This window comes from Kitasatospora sp. NPDC085464 (assembly GCF_044541955.1).
Taxonomy (GTDB): domain Bacteria; phylum Actinomycetota; class Actinomycetes; order Streptomycetales; family Streptomycetaceae; genus Kitasatospora.
The window spans coordinates 89,685-111,945 of sequence record NZ_JBITTM010000011.1 but is presented as its reverse complement, the minus strand read 5'-3'; the positions used below and the strand labels follow the sequence as shown (position 1 = coordinate 111,945).

Here is a 22,261-nt window from a genome sequence, read left to right as displayed (position 1 = left end):
AGCAACAGTCATCCCACCCCCCGCGCGACAAGCCATGAGCGGCTCTCATGCCATCGCCCCTCCCATGACCGAGCGGCAGTCCTCGGTGCACGGAACGGACAGCCATGAGCGACTCTCATGGCCGCCGCGCCGCCTCCCACGCCGCAAACCACCCCGCCACCCACCCCGCTGCCCGGCTCACCGCCCGGGGCATCGTGCGGCGGTACGGGGGGATCGAGGCCGTGGCCGGGGTGGACCTGGTGGCGTTGCCAGGGCGGATCACGGCGTTGGTGGGGCCGAACGGGGCAGGCAAGAGCACCCTGTTCGACTGCCTCGCCGGCACCGCGCGTCCGGACGCCGGGCGGGTGCTGCTGGGCGGGCGGGACGTCACCGGCCTGCCCGCCCACCGGCGGGTGCGGCTCGGGTTGGCGAGGACCTTCCAACAGATCGCCGTCTTCCCCACCCTCTCGGTGGCCGACAACGTCCGGGTCGGCGCCGAACAGCGGACGGAACGACGAGCGGAACAACCAACAGGACAACGGACCGAGCAACGAACAGGACGACGGACCGAGCAGCGACCCCACCCGCCCGGACGGCCCCGGCGGAGCGGGCGGGTCGAGGCCCGGGCCGTGGCCGAGCGGACGGCCGGGGCGCTGCGGCTGTTCGGGCTGCAGGACGTCGCCGCCGAGCCCGCCGGGGCGCAGCCCACCGGCGTGCTGCGGCTGGTGGAGCTGGCGCGGGCGCTGGCGGGCGAGCCCCGGGTGCTGCTGCTGGACGAGCCGGCCGCCGGACTCGACGCCGCGCAGACGGCCCGTCTGGTGTCCGTGCTGCGGAGCCTGGCCGGGCGCGGCATGGCGCTGCTGCTGGTCGAGCACGACGTCGAGCTGGTCGCCGAACTCGCGGACTCCGTCTACGCCATGGTCGAGGGCCGGATGGTGGCGGGCGGCCCGACCGCTACCGTCCTGGTCGATCCCCGGGTCACCCGGGTCTGGGGGGCGGTGACCTGATGCCCGTCGAAGCCGCGCTCCGCGCCGCCCGGGTCCGGTACGGCCCGCTGGAGGCACTGCACGGGGTCGACCTCGCCTTCCCCTCCGCCGCCCTCACCGTCCTGCTCGGCCGCAACGGCGCCGGACGGACGAGCGTGCTGCACGCCCTCGCCGGGGTCGTACCGCTGTCGGGCGGGCGGGCGCTGTGGCGGGGCCGGGACATCGGCGGGCTGTCGGTGTACCAGCGGGTACGGCGGGGGCTGGCTCTCGTCCCCGCCGAGCGCGGGGCGTTCGGGTCGCTGACCGTCGCCGAGAACCTGACCCTGGGCGGCCCGGGCCCGACCGAAGTGCTGGAACTCTTCCCCGAGTTGACCGGGCTGCTGGACCGCCGGGCCGGCAGTCTCTCCGGCGGCCAGCAGCAACTGGTCGCCGTCGGAAGGGCGTTGGCGGCCCGACCGACGTTCCTCCTGCTCGACGAGCCCGAGCGGGGCCTCGCCCCCGCCGTCGCCGCCCGGCTGCACGCCCGTCTGTTGGCGGACGCCGCCGCCGGCCGTACGGTGGTGCTGGCCTCGCAGTCGCTGCCGCGCACGCTCGCCGGGGCGGCCGTGGTGCACGTGCTGCACCGGGGCGAGGTGGTCTTCTCGGGTGAGCCCGGGGAGCCGTTCCCGGGGCGGTTCGCAGTCACCCGATGACCGGCGCGGGCCGGGCCCGCCCCCAGTCGGGAGGGAGGCCGTCCCACTCCGCACAGGCGGTCCGACTGCCTTCCCCCGCGGGTACGCTGAGGAACCGTGCGGGACGAGGTTCACAACGATGCCCGGGGCAGGGCGAAGCAGAGCGTGACGTCCAACCGGTTCTCCGGCGGACAGGCGCGCACCGTCCACCAGACCGAGGTGATCAACCTCTACGGCGGGCCGCAGCCCACGACCACCGACCCCGACGCCCGCCGACTGGCCCTCGCCGTCGCCCGCCAGTGGCGCGACGAGGCGGCGGCCCGGGGGCTGTTCGACCCCGTGCCGCTGCCGGTGCCGTGGCGGGCGGACCGGCACCTCGCCGACCGTACCGAACTCGCCGGAGCGCTGCCCGAGGCGTCGTCCGCCGACCTCGCCGCGTTCGCGAAGGCCTTCCTGGCGCTGCCGGAGCGGCGCCAGGTGGTCCTCGGGGACGCCGGCTCCGGGAAGACCTCGCTCGCCGTCCTGCTGCTGCTCGCCCTGATCGACCGGCTCGGCCCCGACGACCCCGTCCCGGTCCTCGTGCCGCTCGCCCCCTGGAACCCCGCCCGGCAGGGTCTGCGCGACTGGCTCGCCGAGCGGCTGCGCAAGGACTACCCGTCCCTGCCGGTGCCCCGGCTGCCCGCCGAGGGCCGCGTGCTGCCCGTCCTGGACGGCTTCGACGAACTCCCGCCCGCCCAGCAGGCACCGGCGTTCCGGCTGCTGAACCGGACCCTCGCCGCCGGCGACCCCGTGGTCCTCACCAGCCGCACCGACGAGTACCGGCAGGCCGCCAAGGAGGCCCGGGTCCTCGACTCCTCCGCCGCCGTCCGGGCCCGGCCGATCACACCGGCGGGCGTCGCGGAGATCGATCCCGAGGCTCGCCGCGCCGCCGTCGTGGACGATCAGCCCGTACGTGGCTCCTGGTTGATCAGGGGGAACGACCGGAAGTGGATCACGGGCCGGGATCACCGTCCGGGACGGCCTCCGGCCCGGCGGCCGGGCCGGGAGATCCGAGATCCGACGCACGCGCCGCGGACCGGGCCCTACGGCCGGTACACGTACGGCGTCGTCGTGCTCAGCCGGACGAAGCCGAGGCGCTGGAGGATGGGGCGGCTGTCGTCGCTCGCGTCGACCTGGAGGTACCGGTAGCCGTGGTCGGCGGCGACGCGGGCGCGGTGGGCGACGAGGGCGCGGTAGATGCCCCGGCCGCGCCAGTCGGGGGCGGTGCCGCCGCCCCAGAGGCCGGCGAAGCCGGTGCCGGGGTTCAGTTCCATCCGGGCCGCCGACACCGGGCGGTCGCCGGCCAGGGCGACGACCATGCTGACGGTGTCGCTGCCGTGCCGCAGGTGGCCGAGCATCCGCTCGCGCAGGCCCGGGAGGTCGGTGCCGAAGGCCTGGGCGTGGGCCTCCACCATCAGGTCCACCCCGGCCGGGTCGGTCACCGCGTGCAGCCGCACGCCTTCGGGGAGGACCACCTCGGTCGGCAGGTCGGCGATCCGGGCGACCATCAGCGCCTCGTCCGGTTCGGGCTCGAAGCCGGCTGCGAGCAGCCGCTGCCCCAGGTCCGAAGGGCGGTCGTGGGAGTAGGCCTTCCACTCGAACTCCAGTCCCAGTTCGGTGAAGTGGCGCACCTGCGCGGCGATCGCCGCGTCCGCCCCGGCCTCGTCCAGGCCGGACCACACCACGCCGTTCCAGTCGCCCGGCCCGCCCACCAGCCGCACCACCGCACCGTCGTGCTCGACCCGGACACCGGGGCCGTCGGACTGTGCGTTGCGCCGGATTCGCTCGTCGAACAGGGCGAGCACCTCGTCATGATCCATCCGCTCACTCCAGCACGGCGCGGCGGCGCACGCCACCGGGTTTCCCGCCCGACCGTCCGCGCGGCCACGCGGGCCACCCGACCGACCCCGCAAACCGGGTGGGCTGCCCGGCGGGGCGGCTCCGCGCGGGCGCTACTGCGCCAGGTACCCACCATCGACGGGCAGGACGGCGCCGGTGATGAAGGAGGCGTCGTCGGAGGCCAGGAAGAGGACGGCGGCGGCGACCTCGTCCGGGGCGCCGAGGCGGCCCATCGGGTGGAGCTTCTCGATCGCCGCGAGGTACTCGGGACCGCCGGGCTCGTCGCGCAGACGGGCGACGCGCTCGGTGGTGATGGTGCCGGGGGCGACGGCGTTGACCCGGATGCCGCGGTCGGCCCACTCGACGGCGAGGTGCTTGGTGAGGCCGGAGGCGACGAACTTGGCGGGCCCGTACACCGCTTGGCCGCGCTGGCCGGCCTCGCCGGAGATCGAGGAGAGGCAGACGATCGCGCCGCCCGGCCGCTCCTGGGCGGTCATCGCCCGGATCGCGTACTTGCAGGTGAGGAACATGCCGCGGCCGTCCACGGCCATCACGCGGTCCCAGTCCTCCGCGGTGGCCTCGGTGATCTCCATCAGCGGGATCACCCCGGCGTTGGCGACCAGGACGTCCAGTCGGCCGTGCCGCTCGACGGCGGCCGCGACCATCCGGCGGGCGTCCTCGTCGTCGGCCACGTCGCCGACCACCGTGCTGACGGCGCCGGGGAGTTGCCCGGCCAGCCGGTCCAGCCCCGCGGCGTCGACATCGGCGGCGACGACCGCCGCGCCCTCGCGGACGAACCGCTCGGCGACGGCCCGTCCGATGCCGCTCGCCGCACCCGTCACCACGCAGGAGCGGCCGGCCAGCCGACCGGCCGCAGGGCTTCCCGCCGCGTCCACCGTCACCATGGGCGTGACTCTACCGACCGGAGCGGGTGGAAGCCGGGCTTCCGCCGCCGCGCACGGTCGGCGCGTCGGCGTTCCGCCCTACGACGTCGCGGCGCGCCTCGGCGCCGGAGCGTCGCCGGACGGCACGCCCCGGGGAAGGGCCGACTGCGAGGTCAACGGCCGGACTGCCAAACGCCGTTGCCGCCCGCACCCGGCACCCGCGCCCCCGGCCCCACCCCGGTCCACCCCGGGTCCATTTCGGGGGACCGGTACCTGCCGCTCCGCACAGGTGTGCGAGGAGCGGCGTACGTGCGGCCGCCGGACCCGGCGTCAGACCGTGAGGACGATCTTGCCGCGCAGGTGCCCCCGCTCGCTGACCCGCTGCGCCTCGGCCGCCTCCGCCAGCGGGAACACCCGGTGCAGCGGCAGCCGCAGCGTCCCGGCCTCGTGCAGGGCGAGCGCGGCGGCGTAGGCCCGCTGGTGGTGGAACTCGACCTCGCCGCCGCCGGAGACACGAACGCCGTACTGCTGCGCGCCCGCGAAGTCGGCAATGGTCAGGACCCGGTCCGCACCGCCCGTCAGCTCGATGGACAGCGGCAGCACCCCGCCCTGCCCGACCGCGTCCAGGGCCCGGTCCACCCCGCCCGGGGCGGCCTTCCGCACCCGCTCGGCCAGGCCCTCGCCGTACGTCACCGGGATCGCGCCGAGCTCGCGCAGGTGGTCGTGGTTGGCCTCGCTCGCGGTGCCGATCACGGTGATCCCGCGCGCCCGGGCGAACTGCAGGAGCACCGTGCCGACCCCGCCGGCCGCGCCGTGCACCAGCAGGGTCTCGCCCGACCGCGCACCGAGGATGTCGAGCGCCCGCTCGGCGGTCTCGGCCGCCACCGGGATCGCCGCGGCCTCCTCCCAGCCGAGCGAGGCCGGCTTGTGGCCCAGCATCTCGGCGGGCACCAGCACGTGCTCGGCGTAGCCGCCGCCCATCACGGCGCCGAACACCTCGTCGCCGGGCGCGAATCCGCTCACGCCCTCACCGACGGTCTCCACCACACCGGCCACCTCGTAGCCGTTCACGGCCGGGAAGACGACCGGGAAGAAGTCGGCCATCGCGCCGCTGCGCACCTTGTGGTCCAGCGGGTTGACGCCCACCGTGCGGACCGCGACCCGCACCTGGCCGGGACCGGGGGCGGGCAGCTCGATGTCGATCGGGCGCAGCACCTCCGCGCCGCCGTACTCGTGGAAGGCGATCGCCTTGGTCATGGAAGCTCCTCGGGGTTTCGGTGATGTGGCACTTCCGGCGGTTCCCATCGTGGTCCCGGGGCCCTGGCCCGGGACCCTGCCCGTTCGGACGGTTCGACCTGTCCGAACGGCCAGGCGGATCCGATCGCGACCGGACTAGGCTCGACGGCATGGATGGTGTGGACGGCGTGCGCGGGACGAGCGGCAGGGACGACCAGGTCGGCACGGGCGGTGCCGGCGGCGCGGACGAGGGGTGGCGGGAGGCCTGGGGCCGCCCCGAGGACGCGCTGGCGCGGGCCGTGGAGGTGCTGCGCACGCCGCGGCCGGAACTCCTGCTGCGTCTCTCCACGATGCTCGGGACGCTCGTGCCGCACGTGGCGGTCGCCCAGCTCAGCGGCGTGTGCACGCTCTCCCCCACGTACGCGTACGGCCTGCCGGAGCTGACCGAGGGGGTCAGCAGCCTGGAGCTGTCCCGACTGGCCGAGCGCACCACCGCGACCACCTCGGCCGGCCGGCCCTGGCAGGGCGAGGCCGAACTCGCGGGCCGCATCCGACCGGTGGTCGTCGTCTCGACCAGCACGGGCGGCGGCGCCCCACCCGTGGCCGGCGCCACCCCGACCACGAGCGGCACCACCCCGGCCCCGGGCGGCACCATCCCGGCCCCGGGCGGCACCACCCCGAGCACGAGCGGCGGCGGCAGCAGCAGCAGCAGCAGCTCGGACGGCGGCACGTCGGGCGCCGGCCCCGCACCGGGCGCCGGCCACGGCGCCGTCCTGGTGCTCGTCCGGGCGAACGCCGACCCCGTGGCGCCGGGGGCCCTCGCCGTCCTGCAGCAGCTGTGGGACCTGGTCATCGCCCACTCCGACCACCGCGCCACCGACGCGGGCCCCAAGCACGCGGCGGCCTCCCGCGCCTCCGCCAACGCCCGCGCGCGGGCGATCGCCGAGTTCACCGGCACCCACAGTGCGGCGCTCAGCGCCATCCTGGCGCCGCTGCGATCGCCCGACCTGGACGACGCGACCGCGCGCCGCACGGCCACCGAACTGGCCGTCACCGCCCTGCTCGACCTGCGCCGGGGCGCCGACCTGGACCGCACGCTCAGCGAGGAGCCGGCCGACGCGGCCTTCGCCCGGCTCGCCCGGGAGCTGCGCCCGCTGCTGCGGCACACCCGGGTGCGGCTGGACGCGGCGCCCCCGGCGGAGGCCGGCCGCTCCGTCCCGGCGGACGCCGCGCACACCGCCCGGGACGCCGTCCGGGTGGCCGTCCTGGTGATGCTGGAGCAGGACAAACCGAGCCGCCTGCACGTCAGTTGGCAGTTCACCCCGGACGGCGCCGCCCTGCGGTCGGTGGTCCGCGGCGACGGCCTGGGCGTGCTGGCCGCCGACGCCCTCACCGTGCACCGCACCGCCGACCGCATCACCGCGCTCGGCGGCCGCTGCACCGTCGAGGCCGTCCCCGGCTGGGGCACCACGGTGACGGTCGACCTGCCGCTCGCCCTCCCCGAGCCCGCCCTCGCCACCGACCCCCTGGACGGCCTCCAGCCGCGGGAGTTGGAGGTCCTCGACCAGCTCGCCCAGGGCCGGCGCAACCGCGACATCGCCGCCGCGCTGCACATCAGCGAGTCGACGGTGAAGTTCCACGTCGCCAACATCCTGGCGAAGCTGGGCGTGGCCTCGCGCGGCGAGGCGGCGGCCCTGGCCCACCGCGCCGGGATGCCGGGCGGCACGCTGGGCCTGTACGTGGCGTCCTGAGCCGGGCGCCCGCACCCCGCCCCGCCCGCCCCACCCGCGCCGCACGGCCGCCGACTCCCCGGAGAGCCACCACATGACCGACCCGACCCACCCGGCCCACCCGGCCGACGCCTCCGACACCTCCGACCCGACCCTCCCCGCCGGCCCCGCCGGCCCCGCCGGGCCGCCGACCCCCTGGGCGCCCGGCACCCCCGGTCTGCTGCGCCTGCCCTCCGGCCGCCTGCTGCGCGGCCGCGGCCTGAGCCTCCCGCTGCCGCCAGGGCCCCGACCCACCTTCGGCCTCTACCTGTTGGGCCGGCCGCCGAAGGGCATCGCGTGGGAGCACCGCTGGGTGCGCTGGCCCGACTTCCGGCTGCCCGGCGACCGCGCGGACGCGGCCGACGCCTTCCGTGAGGCCTGGGAGCGCGCCGCCACCGAGCGGGTCGAACTCGCCTGCGCCGGCGGGCGCGGCCGCACGGGCACCGCGCTCGCCTGCATCGCGGTGCTGGACGGCGTCCCGGCGGCGGAGGCGGTCGCGTACGTGCGCGAGCACTACAGCCGGCACGCCGTCGAGACGCCGTGGCAGCGGAAGTTCGTGGAGCGGCTAGCCTAGGCGGCATGGGTGGGGATCCTGAGGTTTCGGCGGTCAACCGGGTCACCGTCGACACGATCACCGGCGACGTCTACCAGGCCGGGACGATCAATCTGACCCGCGCCGGCGGGCCGGAGGTCTCCGCCGGGTCGACGGCGGCCGCCTGCGCCGCGTACGCCCGCCGCGTGCGGGAGACGTACGGCCGGCTGGACCTTGAGGTGCTCACCCCGCTGTCCGAACAGGGCGAGCACCCGGCCGTGGAGCTGCGGGAGGTGTTCGTCACCCCACAGGTCCGGGAGGACCCGCCGCCGGTGGAGCTGCCCCGTGAACTGGTCCAACGGCTCGCGGCGTACGGCGAGTTCGCCGGGGACGCGCTCCCGCCCGGGCTCGGCCGGCCGGCCGTCGAGCAGCTGTGCGACGACTACCTGGACCGGCCGACCGAGGACGCGCTGTCCGTCCTGACCGGACCGCGCGGCCGTCGGGTCGTCCTGCTCGGCGACCCCGGCTCCGGGAAGTCCACCCTCGCCCGGTACCTGGCCCTCACCCTCTGCCAGGGTGCTGCCGGGCCGCTCGCCCCGCTGGACGGGCTGGTGCCGCTGGTGGTCGAACTGCGCCAGTACGCCGAAGGGCACTGGCGCGACGGCACGTTCGAGGACTTCCTCGACCACCGCCACCGCGTCGCCGGGATGTCCCTCCCCCGGCCCGAACTGCTGCGGCTCCTCGACGAGGGCCGGGTGGTGATCGTCTTCGACGGCCTCGACGAGCTCTTCGACCCGGGGGTGCGCGCCGCCACCGCCGAACGGATCGCCGCCTTCGCGGCCCGCTACGAGCGGGCGCGCGTCGTCGTCACCTCGCGGGTCATCGGCTACCAGCGCGCGGCCCTCGGCGGCGCCGGCTTCACGCACTTCATGCTGCAGGACCTCGACCACGGCCGGGTCGCCGACTTCGCCCGCCGCTGGTACGCGATCGCCTGCCCGGCGGACCCCGAACTCGCCGCCCGGCTGGTCGAACGCATCACCGACGCGGTGGACGCCTCCCGGCCGATCCGCGAACTCGCCGGGAATCCCCTGCTGTTGACCGTCCTCGCGATCATCGGCCGGCGCCGTACCCTGCCCAGGGACCGCCGGGGCGTCTACGAGCACGCCGTCCGGGTCCTGGTCGCCCACTGGGACCGCGACACCAAGCACCTGAGCACCCCGCTGAAGCCCGGCGCCGCCGAGGCCATCGACCTCCTCGACGACCGCGAGCGCCTGGAACTGCTGCGCCTGCTCGCCCGCCGGATGCAGGAGGGCACCGGAGGCATCGCGGGCAACCACATCCACGCCGAGGAGCTGGAGTGCGTCTTCCGGGACTACTTCGGCCAGTTCGGGCTTCCGGTGCACCAGTGCCTCGCCGCCGCCCGCGCCCTGCGGGACCAGCTGCGTGAGCGCAACTTCATCCTGGCGAGGTACGGCGGCGAGGTGTACGGCTTCGTGCACCGCGCGTTCCTGGAACACCTGGCGGCGGAGGACATCGTCCACCGCTACACCGTGCAGCGCGAGTGGACGCCGGAGGGCCTGATCGAGGAGGTCTTCGCGCGCAGGGCCGACGACCCGGCGTGGCACGAGGTGCTCCTGCTGGTGGTCAACCACCTCAGCGAGCACGACGCGGCGACGGCGATCGACCACCTGCTCGACCGGGGCGACGACACCTCACTGGTCCTGGCGATCCGGTCCCTGGCCGAGGTGCGGAAGGTCGGACTGCTGCGGGCCCAGAGCGACCGGGCGATCGACGGCCTCACCGGCCGCCTCGCGGGGTACACCACCATGGCCTTCAAGACCGATCCGCTCCTGGCCCCGCTGGCCGCGCTGAGCGCGGTTCCCGGCTGGACGGGGCGCGAGCGCTACCTCCGCTGGTTCCACCTGCACGGGCAGTTCGCCTCGTCGACCAGCGCGAGGGTCACCGTGGCGGTCGCCCTCCACACCGACATCGAGACCTCCCTGGCCCTCGCCGCGTTCGGCCCCGGGGACAACACGCACGCCGCCGTCACCGCACTGGCCCGCCGGTGGAGCGCTCATCCCGGCATCGTGCCGGCGCTGCTGGCGATCGCGGCCGAGCAGTCCTTCTTCCCGCTCCGGATGAGGGTGCTGTTCGAGCTGGCGGACGGATGGCCCGATCACCCGGACGTCGTGCCACTGCTGCCGGAGGTCGAGGCGGCCCTGGCCACGCCGATGTTCGTCGGCCGCGACGTGGTCGACGTCCCGCCCATGACCACGCTTCCCGGCGCCGCGGGCGACCCGGTGCAGCTGCTGGACCTCGCCGCCAACGGCACGACGGGGTCCGTCCGGTGCGACGCCCTCCAGTCCCTCGCCCGGTCCTGGCCCGCGCACCCCGAGGTGCTGCCGCTGCTCCTCGACCGCGCGGCGGGCGACCTGCAGATCAGCGTCCGGGAGACCGCCGTCCGCGAACTGGCGCGCCGGCGGACCGACACCCGGGCCGTCCTGCCGGTGCTGCACGACCGGGCGCTGCACGACCGCAGCCCCAGCACCCGCCGCCGCGCCCTCGAAGGCCTCGCCCACCTGGACGCCGACAACCCGGCGACCGTCGAACTGCTCACCCGGTTCGCAACCGGCCCGGAGAACTCCGAACTGAGGCTGAAGGCGGTCAACCTCCTGGCCCAGTACCGGGGTTCGCACCCGGAGACGGTGCTGCTCCTCCTGGACCGGGCCACGGCGGACCCGGACCAGGGAGTCCGTGGCGCCGCACTGGGCCACTACGCGGTGCTCGCCCCCGACGACGCCGAGTCCGTCGTCCACGCGCGGGCGCAGGACGATCCCGGCCGGGAGGTGCGCCGCCGGGCGCTGACCATGCTCGCCTGGCAGTGGCCCGACCGGCCCGGGACCCGGACCGTCCTGGAGCACGCGGCGGCCGCGGACACCGAGCAGGCCGTCCGCGACGCCGCCCGGTCCGGCCTGGCCGCCGTCGCCCGCCTCACCTCCGCCTGCGCCTGAGCCGCAGCACCTCCTCCAGCGGCACCCCGCCCTCCGCCCAGGCCGCCAGCCGCGCCCGGTCCAGCCAGTGGACGGCGTGCCGGTCGCCCCAGGCCTTGGCGTCCCGGGTCAGACCGCCGTTGGTCACCACCACGGCCACGTCGGCGCCGTGGGCCGGGCCGGCGGTGCCCTTCACCTGGTACATCACGTGCACGCCGACCTTGGCCGCGACCCTGGTGTGCTTGGCCTGCAGCACGATGCGGCCGAGCCGCGGGTGGTGGCCGATCACGTCGGCCGCCTGGTCGCCGTGCCGGCCGACCTGCCGCGCGCTCCAGCCGTCCCGGACCAGCAGGTCGCGCAGCGCGAACTCGAAGGCCCGGTCGTCCATCGCGTCGACGGTGGCCAGCGGTATCCGCAGGGCGGCGAGCCGCCTGGTCCGGGCCCGGTCGAGGGCGGGACCGCGGGCGGCGGACAGCAGGCAGCCGGCCGAGACCACCGCGAGGAACACCCAGGACCGCAGCAGCGACTGGAGCACGCCGACGACGAGCACGGCGGCCGCCACCGCGACCAGGGCGGCGCCCAGCCGCTCACCCGCACCGCGCGGGCGGCGGACGCGGACGGCGCGGGCCATCAGGGCGCGCCGATCTCGGCGGGCGCGGAGGCCGTGGACGCGGACGCGGACGCTGGCGCGGAGGCCGTGGGCGCGGACGCGGTCGGCGCGGCGGTCGACACCGCCCCCGGCGCGGCGGTGGACGCCGGGGTCGGCGGCGGGGCGGCGGGCGGGGTGTCGGAGAACCCGACGAAGCGGCTCCAGAGCCACAGTGCCGCCACCACCCCGGCGATGAGCCAGCCGCTGCCCCGTGGGGAGGCCCCGCCGCCCGGTCGCGGCCGACGGCGGAGATGTGCCCGTACGAGGACCCGGTCGTCCCGGCCTGCCACTGCGCCTCCCGAGCGGGGGACGGCGCCCGGTGCGCCGCCGACCCCGTCCCTCGATGTAGCAGCGGTTCCTCGGCACACGCACGACCGCACCGTCCGGAACCGGACACCCGACACTCCGGCCGACTCCCGGCGGCGCGCCTCGGCACCGCCGCCGAGCAGCACCGATGCCGTGCCGTCAGGTTGGCGCGAAGGCACCCGGCTCGTACGGTGCACTTCCCGGCGCCCGTCGGCCGTTCACTCCTCCCGGTGGAGCGTGAAGTCGGCCGGCCCGCCGTCCATGGTGAAGCGCCGTGGCGCGCCCGGCTGCTCGGGCCGCCAGCCGGCGGCGAGGCCGGCCCGGACCAGGGCGGCGGTCAGGGCGGGGGTGACCGGGGCGAGTTGGAAGACCTCGGCGATGCGCTCGGCAGGGGCGGTCAGCAGGACGCCGTAGTGGAGCCAGGGGTCGTCGAAGCGGAGGGTGACCTCCAGCGGGCGGCCGGCGCCCCCGGTGCGGCCGAGGCGGCTGCGGCTCCGGCCCCCGACGTCCTCGGAGCCCTCGCAACGCCCGGCGCACTCGGGGGTGTCCGGCCAGACCCGGACCACGACGTGCCCGGCGTCCCGGGAGCGGACGGTCCAGCGGTAGTCGCGGCCGTCGACGTGGATCCTGCGCGGTGTCCTGCGGGCCATGCCGCCACGGTACCCGTCAGAGGTCCCACGTCCGGGCGGCGGCCCAGGCCTCCAGCGGCTGCCAGTCGATGTCCGGGTGGGCGGCGTGCAGGCCGTCGGTGTCGATGTCGAGGCCGGACTCCTGGAAGTAGCGGAACATCGCGGCGAGGTCCTCGGAGTAGGTCTCGACGACGGTCAGCGGCACCTCCTCGCAGCGGATCGGGCGTCCGCTGGCGGCGGCGATCGCGGCGGCGATCTGATCGCCGGTGCACCACTGGGAGGCGATGTCGATCCGGCGGCCCGCGTACGCGTCGGGGTGGGTGAGGACGTGGGCGGCGAAGGCGCCGATGGTCTCGACGGCGATCACCGGGATGGGGACGCCGGGCGGCATGGGGAGGTGGAAGACGCCCTCGCGCAGGGACCGGAGGGTCCAGTCGTTGTCGTAGTTGTCCAGGAAGGCGGCCGGGCCGATGACGGTCCAGGGCAGGTCGAGCCCGGCCAGGTGCTGTTCGATGCGCTGCTTTGAGTCGAAGTGCGGGATGCCGGTGGAGCGGTCGGCGTTGGTGGCGGAGGTGAGGAGCACGTGCCGCACACCGGCGGCGGCCGCCGCGTCGAGCAGGGCGATGCCCTGGCGGACCTCGGTGTCGAGGTCCGTGCCGAACGGGGTGGACATCGCGAACAGCGCGCCCGCGCCGTCCAGTGCCGCGGCCAGCGTGGCCGGGTCGTCGAAGTCGGCGTGCACCACGCGGGCGCCGAGCGCGGCGAGTCGGGCGGCGGCCGGCGATCCGGTGTCGCGGGTGAGGGCGCGGACCGGACGGCCGGCGCGGAGCAGGGCGCGGGCGGTGGCACCGCCCTGGGCGCCGGTGGCGCCGGTGACGGCGACGGGGAGCTCGGAGACCTCGGGGAACCCGGGAAGGCCATTTATCTGCGTCATGCAGACAACATAGAAAGAGATGTCTGCGCCACGCAACCAATTATCCGGCAGGCTGCCGCCGACGGACGGCCGGTTACCCTTCCCCCATGACGACCCGCGACGAACTGATGGCACGGCTGTGGCCGGTCTCACGCCGCTACCTGGCCTCCTACGTGCTGTTCAACCAGGCCGTCGCCGACCATCTCGGCATGCACCCCACCGACGTCCAGTGCCTCAACCTGCTCACCCTGGAGGACGGCCCGGTCACCACCGGCCGGATCGCCGAGCTGACCGGCCTCACCAGCGGCTCGGCCACCCGGCTGGTCGACCGCCTGGAGAAGGCCGGCCTGGTCGCCCGCCGGCGGGACGAGGCCGACCGCCGCCGCGTCCTGGTCGCCGTCCGCCCCGAGGCGCTGGAGCGCTTCGGAGCGGTGTGGCGCACCCTGGGCGCCGACTGGGCGGCCGCCTTCGCCGACGACAGCGAGGACGAACTCGCCTTCCTGCTGCGGCACATGAACCGCACGGTGGAGCTCAGCCACCGCCAGATCGCCCGCCTGACGGGAAGCGACGACGCCCCGGCCGCCTCCTAGGTCTTGCGGAGTTCCGGCGCCGGGGCCCCGATCAGCAGCCGGCGCACCGCGTCCCAGGCCGAGCGCAGCGCGGCCGCGCAGGCGCGGGTGTCCGAGCCGAGCAGGCGCAGCCAGGCGCCGCTGTCCTCGGGGAGCACGCTGACGCCGTACAGCAGGCCGGAGCCGGCCAGCGCCTCGTGCAGGGCGTCCGCGACCAGCGCGGGCGGCGCGAGCGGGGTGAGGACGTAGAGGCTGGACATCACGTCGTGGCCGGCCAGCACGGCCGGACCGTCGACTCCCGTTCCACCACCGGCGCCGCCTGCACCACCAGCGCCGGTTCCGCCACCGACGCCGCCTGCACCGCCGACGCCCGCCCCCGACCCGCCGCCGGAGCGCGCGGGTTCCAGCCGTACGGTGTCCAGGGCCACCAACCGGCCGTCCGGGCGGCGCACTTCGAAGTCCGAGGCGAACACCCGGTAGGCGTTGCGCTCGCCCCGCGCGAGGCGGCCGGCCAGCACCGTCTCGCTCGCCAGCACCGTCGCTCCCGGGTCGACGGTCAGGACGGTGCGCTGGTAGAGGCGGGAGTCGACGAAGGGGATCACCGGCTCGGGCAGGTACTCGACGTAGGCGCCCGGGCCGGCAGCCAGGGACAGGAGCTGCGTCGCGTAGTCGTGCTCCATCCGGTAGACCTTGGTGGCCGCCTGGGTGGTGAGGTGGACGGCCGTGTCGGCGCCGCAGCGCACGTCCGTACGCAGCCGGTCGGCCTGCAGGACGCCGCCGCCGGTGGACATCAGGAAGGTGACGGCGAGGTCGGGGCGGGCCGGGTCGAAGTACAGCGGGCGCATGATCTGCAGCGGCGACTTCTGGTAGTGGCCGGTGAGTTCGGTGCGTCCGCCGATCCGCTCGAAGGCCAGTTCCAGCAGCCCGACCTTGCCGGGGCGCCCGACCGCGAGGGTGTCGGGCGTCCCGGCGTGGCGGCGGACCTCGTACGGGACGCGGGCGGGCTCGTAGTGCCGGGGGTCGAGCCGGGGCACCGCCGGCGGTGCGACGCGCGACCGCGCCCCGGTCACGCCGGCACCTTCCGGAAGGTCTCCAGGAACGCGGCGATCTCCTCCAGCCCCTCCCCCGTCAGGCAGTTGGTGAGCACCACGGGGCCGCCCTCGCGCACCCGGCGGGCGTCGGACTCCATGATGCCGAGGTCGGCGCGGACGTACTGGGCGATGTCGATCTTGTTGATGACCAGCAGCTCCGACTCGGTGATGCCCGGGCCGCGCTTGCGGGGCATCTTCTCGCCCTCGGCGGTGTCGAGGACGAACAGGAAGAGGTCGACCAGCACCGGGCTGAAGGTCAGCGTGAGGTTGTCGCCGCCGGACTCGAACAGCAGGGTGTCGACGTCCGGGAAGCGTTCCAGGAGTTCGGCGCCGGCCGCGAGGTTCATCGTCGGGTCGTCCCGGACGGCGGTGTGCGGGCAGGCGCCGGTCTCCACGCCGACCACCCGCTCCGGGTCCAGCAGCCCGGCCAGGGTGCGGCGCACGTGCTGGGCGTCCTCCTGGGTGTAGATGTCGTTGGTGACGACGGCGGGGCGGTGGCCGCGCGCGATCAGCACCGGGACGAGGGCTTCGATCAGCGCCGTCTTGCCGGAGCCCACCGGCCCGCCGATGCCCACGCGGAGCACGTTCTCGGTCAACTCTCCTCCTCTGGTGCGACGTTGTTCACGTCGCGTTGTGGTGCGTACGTCAGGTTGCGGTCGTCACGTCGTGCACGTCCGGGGGTTCAGCTCGCGAACAGCCGGGCCTCGGCCCGTTCGTGGCGTCCGGACATCGCGTCGGCCACCGGCACGCAGCCGCCCAGGTCGGCCGACTCCCGCACCAGGGCGGCCGACACGACCTCCCGGATGACCGGCGCGACCGCCCGCAGCACCACCTGCGCCCGGCGGTGGTCGGTCAGCCGCAGCCGCAGCGCCGCGCCGACGAAGCTGCTGCAGAACGCGAACAGGTCGCCGGTGACTGCCTGTTCGACGGGAACGGCGGCCGAGGCGTAGGCCACCCCGGCGGCCACCGCCTGGCAGCCGGGCGCGCGTTTGTCCGCGACCAGCGCGGCGTACCGCTCCAGCGGCTCGCCGCCCACCGACTCCCGTGCGATGTCCAGGAGTTGGCGCCCGGTCCGGGTCGCGGCCAGCCGCAGCTCCCGGTTGAGCTTGGTGGCGTGCAGCCGCTGGTCGGTCTCGGCGAGCAGGTCCCAGTCGCCCGCCGAGGCGGCCCGGTGGGCGAGGGCGAGCGCGGTGGCGTCGGATGGTCCGACGCCGTGCCGCAGCAGGTCGGCGAGCAGTTCGGGCAGCGTGTCCGGGGTGACGGCCTTGGCCTGGGCGTAGCCTTCGAGGCCGTGCGAGAGGGTGTAGAAGCCACTGGGGAAGGCGGAGTCGGTCAGCTGGAGGCAGACCAGCAGGGCGTCCAGCCGGTCCTCGGGAACGCCGCCCGGGCCCCCGGAGTCGGCGCTCACGCGAGGTAGAACAGGTGGTTGAGCGGCAGTTCACGGGCCGGCTCGATGGTCGCCGGCTCGCCGTCCAGGGTGACCCGGTAGGTCTCCGGGTCGACCGCGATCTTCGGCAGCGCGTCGTTGCGCACCATGTGCTGCTTGCCGACCGACCGGCACCGCCGCACCGGCAGCACCCGGCTGTCCAGCCCGAGCTGTTCCGGGACGCCGAGGTCCACCGCCGCCCGGGACATGAAGGAGACCCGGGTGGCCTGCTTGGCCCGCCCGTACGCGCCGAACATGGGGCGGTAGTACACCGGTTGCGGGGTGGGCAGCGAGGCGTTGGGGTCGCCCATCAGCGCCCAGTTGATCACCCCGCCCTTGATCACCATCTTGGGCTTGGCAGCGAAGGAGTTGATCGGCCACAGCACGATGTCGGCGAGCTTGCCGGGCTCCAGCGAGCCGATGTGGTCGGCGGTGCCGGAGGCGAGGGCCGGGTTGATGGTGAGCTTGGCGAGGTAGCGCAGCACCCGGACGTTGTCGTGGCGTTCGCTGTCGCCGGCGAGCTTGCCGCGCTGGTCCTTGCAGTGGTGGGCGGTCTGGAAGGCGCGGGTGAAGGACTCGCCGATCCGGCCCATCGCCTGCGAGTCGGAGGAGAAGATCGAGATGACGCCCTCGTCGTGCAGGACGGTCTCGGCGGCGATGGTCTCGGCGCGCACCCGGGAGTCGGCGAAGGAGACGTCCTCGGGGATGTCGTGGCTGAGGTGGTGGCAGACCATCACCATGTCCAGCAGTTCGTCGACCGAGTTGACGGTGTAGGGCAGCGTCGGATTGGTGGAGGACGGCAGCACGTTGGGCTCGCCGGCGATCCGCATGATGTCCGGGGCGTGGCCGCCCCCGGCGCCCTCGGTGTGGAAGGTGTGGATGGTGCGGCCGTCGATCGCCGACAGGGTGTCCTCGAAGTAGCCGGACTCGTTGAGGGTGTCCGTGTGGATGGCCACCTGGACGTCGTACTCGTCGGCGACGCTCAGCGCGCTGTCGATCGCGGCCGGGGTGCTGCCCCAGTCCTCGTGCACCTTGAGGCCGCACACGCCCGCCTCGACCTGTTCGCGCAGCGCGCCCGGGAGCGAGCCGTTTCCCTTGCCGAGCAGCCCGACGTTGACCGGCAGGTCCTCGACAGCCTGGTACATCCGGCCGATGTTCCACGGGCCGGGGGTGCAGGTGGTGCCGTTGGTGCCGTCGGAGGGGCCGGTGCCGCCGCCGATCAGGGTGGTGATGCCGTTGCTCAGCGCCTCCTGCACCTGCTGCGGGGAGATGAAGTGGATGTGGGTGTCGATGCCGCCCGCGGTGGCGATCAGGTGCTCGCCGGAGATCACCTCGGTGCCGGGGCCGATCACCAGCTCGGGGTGCACGCCGCTCTGGGTGTGCGGGTTCCCGGCCTTGCCGACGGCGGTGATGAAGCCGCCCTTGACGCCGATGTCGCCCTTGACCACGCCGAGTACCGCGTCCATGACGACGACGTTGGTGATGACCAGGTCGAGCGCGCCCTGGACGGAGGTGGCGGCGGGGTCCTGGGCCATGCCGTCGCGGATGCCCTTGCCGCCGCCGTAGACGGCCTCGTCGCCGTAGTGGCCCTGGTTGAAGTCCTGCTCGACCTCGACCACCAGGTTGGTGTCGGCGAGGTGGAAGCGGTCGCCGACGGTGGGGCCGAACAGGTCGGTGTACTGCCTGCGGGAGAGGATGGCCATCAGCGGGCGCCTTCCTGGTGGGTCGCCGGGTGCGTCTCCGGGGGGACCTTCGCGTGGACCTTCGTGTGGATCTCGGCGTGGAGGTCCGGGAGGATCTCCGCGTGGGGGTTCGGGTGGGGGTCCGGGTGGATCGCCGTGTGGAGGTCCCGGGGCCGGTCCTCCTTGAGGTCGAGGTTGGTGCCCTTGAAGCCGAGGGCGAGCGCCCTGCCGATGGCGCGGGCCCGGGTGGCGGGCGCGGCGATGCCGCCGTCCACCAGGTTGCTGAAGCCGACCAGGCGGCGGTGGCCGCCGAACTCGGCGAGCGTGACGTCCTTGGTGTCGCCGGGCTCGAAGCGGACGGCGGTGCCGGCCGGGATGTCCAGGTGCTTGCCGAAGGCGGCGTTGCGGTCGAAGTCGAGCGCGCGGTTGGCCTCGAAGAAGTGGTAGTGGGAACCGACCTGGATCGCCCGGTCTCCGGTGTTGCTGACCGTGATGGTGGCCTTGGCGCGGCCGGCGTTGATCTCCACCGGGTCGTCGCCGTACAGGTATGCGGCGCCACCAGACATGGCTGGCCTTCCTCTCTGCCGGTTCAGTGGGGGGTGTGTGCGGGTGCGTGGGGGTGGTGCCGGTGGGGGTGCTGACCGGGGTGCGGGTGGCTGTGGGGGTGGTGGGCCGCGCCCGGTCCGTGGCTGTGCGGGTAGCCGTGCCCGTGCTCCGCGTCGAGGCCGGCCCGGATGCCGTCCTCCCCGTGCCCGAGCGTGTGCAGTGCGGCCGCCGTCCGCGCCGCGATCACGCCGGCGATCGCCGACGGGCGCAGCAGCGGGCCTCCGTCGCGGATGCCGGCGGGCGCGACGGCGGGCTCACCGTCGCGCGTGCCGTCCCGCGAGCCCTTCCCTGCGCCGTCCCGCGAGCCCACCCCGGCGCCGTCCCGCGCGCCGTCCCGGACGCCGGGAAGCGCGGCACGCAGGGCCGGGCCGAAGGAGGCCGGAACGGCCGTCACCTCGCGGGCGCCGAGCAGGCGGCAGCGTTCGGCGCCCTCGGCCGGGTCGGGGTCACCGCCCTCGAAGGCGACCTCCACCCAGCGGTGCCGTCCGTACTGGCGGACCAGTCGGGCGATCCGGAACAGTTCGGCGTCCTCGAAGGGACCGGCCGTCGGGGCGGTGACCAGCAGGGCGCCGTCGGGGGCGGTGCGGGCGGCGGCCCGCAGCCAGCCGATGAGGTGCTCGGCGGCGCCGAAGGGCGCGGCCAGCGCGAGCCGGCCGCGGCCCTCGCCGGCGGCGAGCCAGCGCAGTGCCCGGGCGCTGTCGGCCACCAGCCGGGGGTCGCGGCCGAGCGTCATCGGCACGACGCAGACCGGCCGGTCGTCGGCGGCCAGCGCGCGGCGGACGGCCTCGGCGAGCGGGCGGCCCGCCGGGGCGGCGGCGTGGACGGCGGGGTCGGCCGCCACCAGCGGGGCGAGGTCCCGGCCGCCGTCGCTCTCGTGCCCGCCGGCCAGCACCACCGTGGCGGACTGCGGTGGCGTCATGGCTCAGGCACCCACCGGGTCGTGGCAGGAGACGAGCTTGGTGCCGTCCAGGAACGCGGCCTCGACCTGGAGCAGCGGCAGCATCTCGCGCACGCCGGGCATGACGTCGGCGTTGCCGACGACCTGCTTGCCGATTTCCATGCATTCGGCGACGGTGCGGCCGTCCCGGGCGCCTTCCATGATGGCTTCGCTGATGAGTGCGCAGGCCTCGCTGTAGTTCAGCTTGACGCCGCGGTCCCGGCGTTTGCGGGCCAGATCGGCGACGACGTAGATGTACAGCTTGTCCATCTCACGGGGCGAGAGATTCACGGGAATCACTCTTCCTTTCCGAGGATCCGATGAAATGCAAGGGAGTTGGACGGACAATCAGACCCGGCGCAGGCGGGGAACGGCCGGTACGGCCGCCAGGAACAGCATCGTGGTCAGCACGAACGGCCAGGTGAAGGCGTGGCCGCCGAAGGGCGCGCAGATCGCCGCGAGCGCCGGGGTCAGGACGGTGGCGGTGGCCGCGCCGAGCAGGGCGTAGCCCGCGCTCCAGCGGCTCGGGGCGACGAAGACCCCGCACAGCGCGAGCGCCACCAGCACGCCGCTGTAGCCGAGCAGCCCCTGCCCGACCGCCTCGGCGGGTGCGCCGAGACCCCAGGCGGTGAGCAGACCGGTGGCTCTGCCCGCACAGGCCATCAGGCCCGCGAGACGGCTCGCGGCGAAGAGGCCGGCCAGGAACAGCAGGCCGACGTACCACTGGGGCATGAAGAAGATCTGACCGATGTTCGCGAAGAAGCCGCGCCAGAGCTCGTCCCAGCCCGGCCCGGCCTCCCCGACGGCGACCGCGGGCAGGGCGGCGGGCGCCTCGGCGCCGCGCCACAGCCGCCGGAACCCGGGGGCAGCGACCGTGAGGCCCGTCGCGACCAGGCAGAACGGCGCGGTCAGCGCCGGGAGCCGCCACACCGCCAGGACCGTCCCGAGCCCCGCCGTGACCACCACGGCGACGGCCGAGCCGAGCACCGCCACCGCGACCGTGGCCGGGTGCCCGGCCCCGAGGAGGACCGCGCAACCCAGCGCCACCAGGCACCCGTTGTACCCGTGCAGCCCGGCCCGGACGGCGCGCCGGTCGAGCCCCAGCCCGTACGCGACGGCGGTCGAGACGGCGGTGCCGAGCAGACCGTAGAGCCCGAACTGCGGGCCGGCCGCGAACAGTGCGGCCACGAAGAGGAGTCCGCACACGGCGGACGGCATGAAATCGACCTGAGCGACGCCGCGCAGGACTTCGGCGACCAACCTGACGGATATCGGACGAGCCGGCGCGACCGTGCTCTCCCCACCCTCGTACTGACCCATGCTTCGCACCAATTCCCGGTACGGCCGGTGGGTTTGGAGACAGCCCCCGGCGATTCCTCCGGAACCGTACTCCTACGGATTGCGAAGTCGGTCACATACGGGCCGTTACGTCAAATCGACGAAGCGTGACCACAGGGCCGTTGAACTGCAACATTTTGTTGAAAAAGGCGGGGGTCGGCGTCCCCGGAGGGGGGAATTCTTTGCGAAGTTTTACTCAGGGATGCCCAAATGCCGGACCAGGAACCCCTCCGAGGCCTCCACCTCGAAGTCCGGCACCTCCAGATGGCCGCCGGGATTGGCGTGCAGCGTCTTCTCGCCCGAGCCGAACGCGCCGAACAGCGCCAGCGCCCCCTCCCGCGGGACCAGCTCGTCGTCCCACTGCAGGACGAACTCCAGCGGCACACCCACCCGCTCCGCCGCCTCGGTCTGCGCCGTGTGCCCCGTCAGCCCGAACACCGCGGCGGTGATGCGGGGTTCGGCCGCCGCGAGCGGGATCCCGACCACGCTCCCCAGCGACAGCCCCCAGAACCCGACCGGCCCGTACGGGGCGTCCGGGGCGTCGGGCCTGCCCGGCGTGTCCGGCCCGTACGGGGCGTCCGGCCCCTGTAGGGCGTCCAGCACGGCCACCCACTCCGGCACCGCCCGCTCCGCGAGGGCCGCCGTGTGCCGCGCCACCCACGCGCTGATCGGCCGCCGGGCCGCCAGCAACTCCCCGATCTCCGTGACGAACCGCTCGTCCTGCGCGCTGCGCGGCCGCTCCCCGTGCCCCGGCGCGTCCAGCGCCACCGCGGCGTAGCCGTACCGCACGACGCACCGGCGGGCCCGCTCCTCGACCGTCCGGCTGCTCCCGCCGCCACCGTGCCCCAGCAGCACCAGCGGCCGCCCGCCGAGCGGCGGTCCGGCCGGCTGCCAGAGCACACCGGGCACGCCGTCGAGGGTGAAGCCGCGTTCCGAGACGCCGTCCGTGTCGATCTCCGAGGTGAAGTCCACCCCGCCATCATGGCCCCCGACACGCGTTCGAGTCCGGTCAATGCCCCAGTCCGCCACCGCACGGGCCCCACCGCCGGGCGGCGAACGGCGGGTACGGCAGCGGACAGCGGGGAGAGGAGCGGACAGCGGCGGACGGCAGTGAACAGCGGGGAGGGGACGTCGGATCCGCCGACGTCCCCTCCCCGCGCCCCCGTGCTCGCGCTCGGTGCGGACCGGCC

General features: G+C 75.0%; 23 protein-coding genes. 7 read left to right on the top strand and 16 right to left on the bottom strand.

Going from position 1 to position 22,261, the window contains the following annotated elements; genetic code table 11:
• Nucleotides 1-104: 104 nt before the first annotated feature.
• The 3 genes from ACIGG8_RS12195 to ACIGG8_RS12185 all read left to right on the top strand — a co-directional run bounded on the left by ACIGG8_RS12195 (nucleotide 105) and on the right by ACIGG8_RS12185 (nucleotide 2,824).
• Entirely contained in the window at nucleotides 105-986 is an 882-nt protein-coding gene (locus ACIGG8_RS12195; protein ID WP_396547432.1) for an ABC transporter ATP-binding protein, read from the top strand.
• Nucleotides 986-1,657, top strand: a complete 672-nt coding sequence (locus ACIGG8_RS12190) for an ABC transporter ATP-binding protein (protein WP_396547431.1) — start codon at nucleotides 986-988, stop codon at nucleotides 1,655-1,657. The genes ACIGG8_RS12195 and ACIGG8_RS12190 overlap by 1 nt, the downstream gene beginning before the upstream one ends.
• Before the next feature lie 144 nt (nucleotides 1,658-1,801).
• Nucleotides 1,802-2,824: an NACHT domain-containing protein gene (locus tag ACIGG8_RS12185; RefSeq protein ID WP_396547430.1), complete on the top strand. Its 1,023-nt coding sequence runs from the start codon at nucleotides 1,802-1,804 to the stop codon at nucleotides 2,822-2,824.
• Here ACIGG8_RS12185 and ACIGG8_RS12180 read toward each other — a convergent pair.
• The 3 genes from ACIGG8_RS12180 to ACIGG8_RS12170 all read right to left on the bottom strand — a co-directional run bounded on the left by ACIGG8_RS12180 (nucleotide 2,719) and on the right by ACIGG8_RS12170 (nucleotide 5,655).
• Nucleotides 2,719-3,495 carry a GNAT family N-acetyltransferase gene (locus tag ACIGG8_RS12180; RefSeq protein ID WP_396547429.1) on the bottom strand — a complete coding sequence of 259 codons (777 nt, stop codon included), beginning with the start codon at nucleotides 3,493-3,495 and terminating at the stop codon, nucleotides 2,719-2,721. The two genes, ACIGG8_RS12185 and ACIGG8_RS12180, sit on opposite strands and share 106 nt — an antisense overlap.
• A gap of 132 nt (nucleotides 3,496-3,627) precedes the next feature.
• Nucleotides 3,628-4,419: an SDR family NAD(P)-dependent oxidoreductase gene (locus tag ACIGG8_RS12175; RefSeq protein ID WP_396547428.1), complete on the bottom strand. Its 792-nt coding sequence runs from the start codon at nucleotides 4,417-4,419 to the stop codon at nucleotides 3,628-3,630.
• A 309-nt stretch (nucleotides 4,420-4,728) separates the two neighbouring features.
• Nucleotides 4,729-5,655, bottom strand: a complete 927-nt coding sequence (locus tag ACIGG8_RS12170) for an NADP-dependent oxidoreductase (RefSeq protein ID WP_396547427.1) — start codon at nucleotides 5,653-5,655, stop codon at nucleotides 4,729-4,731.
• A gap of 149 nt (nucleotides 5,656-5,804) precedes the next feature.
• Here ACIGG8_RS12170 and ACIGG8_RS12165 point away from each other — a divergent pair, with 149 nt between their 5' ends.
• From ACIGG8_RS12165 to ACIGG8_RS12155, 3 genes are all read left to right on the top strand, one after another.
• Entirely contained in the window at nucleotides 5,805-7,385 is a 1,581-nt protein-coding gene (locus ACIGG8_RS12165) for a LuxR C-terminal-related transcriptional regulator (RefSeq protein WP_396547425.1), read from the top strand.
• A 73-nt stretch (nucleotides 7,386-7,458) separates the two neighbouring features.
• Nucleotides 7,459-7,977: a protein phosphatase gene (locus ACIGG8_RS12160; RefSeq protein ID WP_396547423.1), complete on the top strand. Its 519-nt coding sequence runs from the start codon at nucleotides 7,459-7,461 to the stop codon at nucleotides 7,975-7,977.
• A gap of 5 nt (nucleotides 7,978-7,982) precedes the next feature.
• Nucleotides 7,983-10,946: an NACHT domain-containing protein gene (locus tag ACIGG8_RS12155; protein ID WP_396547422.1), complete on the top strand. Its 2,964-nt coding sequence runs from the start codon at nucleotides 7,983-7,985 to the stop codon at nucleotides 10,944-10,946.
• On the opposite strand, the gene ACIGG8_RS12150 is transcribed toward ACIGG8_RS12155, so the two are convergent.
• The 4 genes from ACIGG8_RS12150 to ACIGG8_RS12135 all read right to left on the bottom strand — a co-directional run bounded on the left by ACIGG8_RS12150 (nucleotide 10,927) and on the right by ACIGG8_RS12135 (nucleotide 13,443).
• Complete coding sequence (locus ACIGG8_RS12150; protein WP_396547518.1) at nucleotides 10,927-11,559, bottom strand: restriction endonuclease; 633 nt, start codon at nucleotides 11,557-11,559, stop codon at nucleotides 10,927-10,929. The two genes, ACIGG8_RS12155 and ACIGG8_RS12150, sit on opposite strands and share 20 nt — an antisense overlap.
• Nucleotides 11,556-11,759, bottom strand: a complete 204-nt coding sequence (locus ACIGG8_RS12145) for a hypothetical protein (protein WP_396547529.1) — start codon at nucleotides 11,757-11,759, stop codon at nucleotides 11,556-11,558. Before ACIGG8_RS12145 ends, ACIGG8_RS12150 begins: the two co-directional genes overlap by 4 nt.
• A gap of 339 nt (nucleotides 11,760-12,098) precedes the next feature.
• Nucleotides 12,099-12,530 (bottom strand): hypothetical protein, encoded by a 432-nt coding sequence (locus ACIGG8_RS12140; RefSeq protein ID WP_396547421.1) that lies wholly within the window; start codon nucleotides 12,528-12,530, stop codon nucleotides 12,099-12,101.
• A 16-nt stretch (nucleotides 12,531-12,546) separates the two neighbouring features.
• A complete protein-coding gene (locus ACIGG8_RS12135; RefSeq protein ID WP_396547419.1) occupies nucleotides 12,547-13,443 on the bottom strand; it encodes an NmrA family NAD(P)-binding protein in 897 nt (298 codons plus the stop codon).
• Between the two features lie 86 nt (nucleotides 13,444-13,529).
• Here ACIGG8_RS12135 and ACIGG8_RS12130 point away from each other — a divergent pair, with 86 nt between their 5' ends.
• Nucleotides 13,530-14,012 (top strand): MarR family transcriptional regulator, encoded by a 483-nt coding sequence (locus ACIGG8_RS12130; protein WP_350519125.1) that lies wholly within the window; start codon nucleotides 13,530-13,532, stop codon nucleotides 14,010-14,012.
• Here ACIGG8_RS12130 and ACIGG8_RS12125 read toward each other — a convergent pair.
• The 9 genes from ACIGG8_RS12125 to ACIGG8_RS12085 form a co-directional block, all read right to left on the bottom strand.
• Nucleotides 14,009-15,061 carry an urease accessory protein UreD gene (locus ACIGG8_RS12125; protein ID WP_396547416.1) on the bottom strand — a complete coding sequence of 351 codons (1,053 nt, stop codon included), beginning with the start codon at nucleotides 15,059-15,061 and terminating at the stop codon, nucleotides 14,009-14,011. The two genes, ACIGG8_RS12130 and ACIGG8_RS12125, sit on opposite strands and share 4 nt — an antisense overlap.
• Nucleotides 15,058-15,678, bottom strand: coding sequence for an urease accessory protein UreG (gene ureG, locus ACIGG8_RS12120; protein WP_350519127.1), 621 nt, complete (start codon nucleotides 15,676-15,678; stop codon nucleotides 15,058-15,060). Before ureG ends, ACIGG8_RS12125 begins: the two co-directional genes overlap by 4 nt.
• A gap of 86 nt (nucleotides 15,679-15,764) precedes the next feature.
• Nucleotides 15,765-16,490, bottom strand: a complete 726-nt coding sequence (locus ACIGG8_RS12115) for an urease accessory protein UreF (RefSeq protein ID WP_396547414.1) — start codon at nucleotides 16,488-16,490, stop codon at nucleotides 15,765-15,767.
• Nucleotides 16,487-18,211 carry an urease subunit alpha gene (gene ureC, locus ACIGG8_RS12110; RefSeq protein WP_396547413.1) on the bottom strand — a complete coding sequence of 575 codons (1,725 nt, stop codon included), beginning with the start codon at nucleotides 18,209-18,211 and terminating at the stop codon, nucleotides 16,487-16,489. Before ureC ends, ACIGG8_RS12115 begins: the two co-directional genes overlap by 4 nt.
• Entirely contained in the window at nucleotides 18,211-18,756 is a 546-nt protein-coding gene (locus tag ACIGG8_RS12105) for an urease subunit beta (protein ID WP_396547411.1), read from the bottom strand. The genes ureC and ACIGG8_RS12105 overlap by 1 nt, the downstream gene beginning before the upstream one ends.
• 23 nt (nucleotides 18,757-18,779) lie before the next feature.
• Nucleotides 18,780-19,715 (bottom strand): sirohydrochlorin chelatase, encoded by a 936-nt coding sequence (locus ACIGG8_RS12100; RefSeq protein ID WP_396547409.1) that lies wholly within the window; start codon nucleotides 19,713-19,715, stop codon nucleotides 18,780-18,782.
• Nucleotides 19,716-19,718: 3 nt separating this feature from the next.
• Nucleotides 19,719-20,024, bottom strand: coding sequence for an urease subunit gamma (locus tag ACIGG8_RS12095; RefSeq protein ID WP_363652535.1), 306 nt, complete (start codon nucleotides 20,022-20,024; stop codon nucleotides 19,719-19,721).
• A gap of 57 nt (nucleotides 20,025-20,081) precedes the next feature.
• On the bottom strand, nucleotides 20,082-21,053 hold the full coding sequence (locus tag ACIGG8_RS12090; protein ID WP_396547407.1) for an urea transporter: 972 nt from the start codon (nucleotides 21,051-21,053) through the stop codon (nucleotides 20,082-20,084).
• A gap of 210 nt (nucleotides 21,054-21,263) precedes the next feature.
• On the bottom strand, nucleotides 21,264-22,043 hold the full coding sequence (locus ACIGG8_RS12085) for an alpha/beta hydrolase (RefSeq protein WP_396547405.1): 780 nt from the start codon (nucleotides 22,041-22,043) through the stop codon (nucleotides 21,264-21,266).
• Nucleotides 22,044-22,261 lie beyond the last annotated feature (218 nt).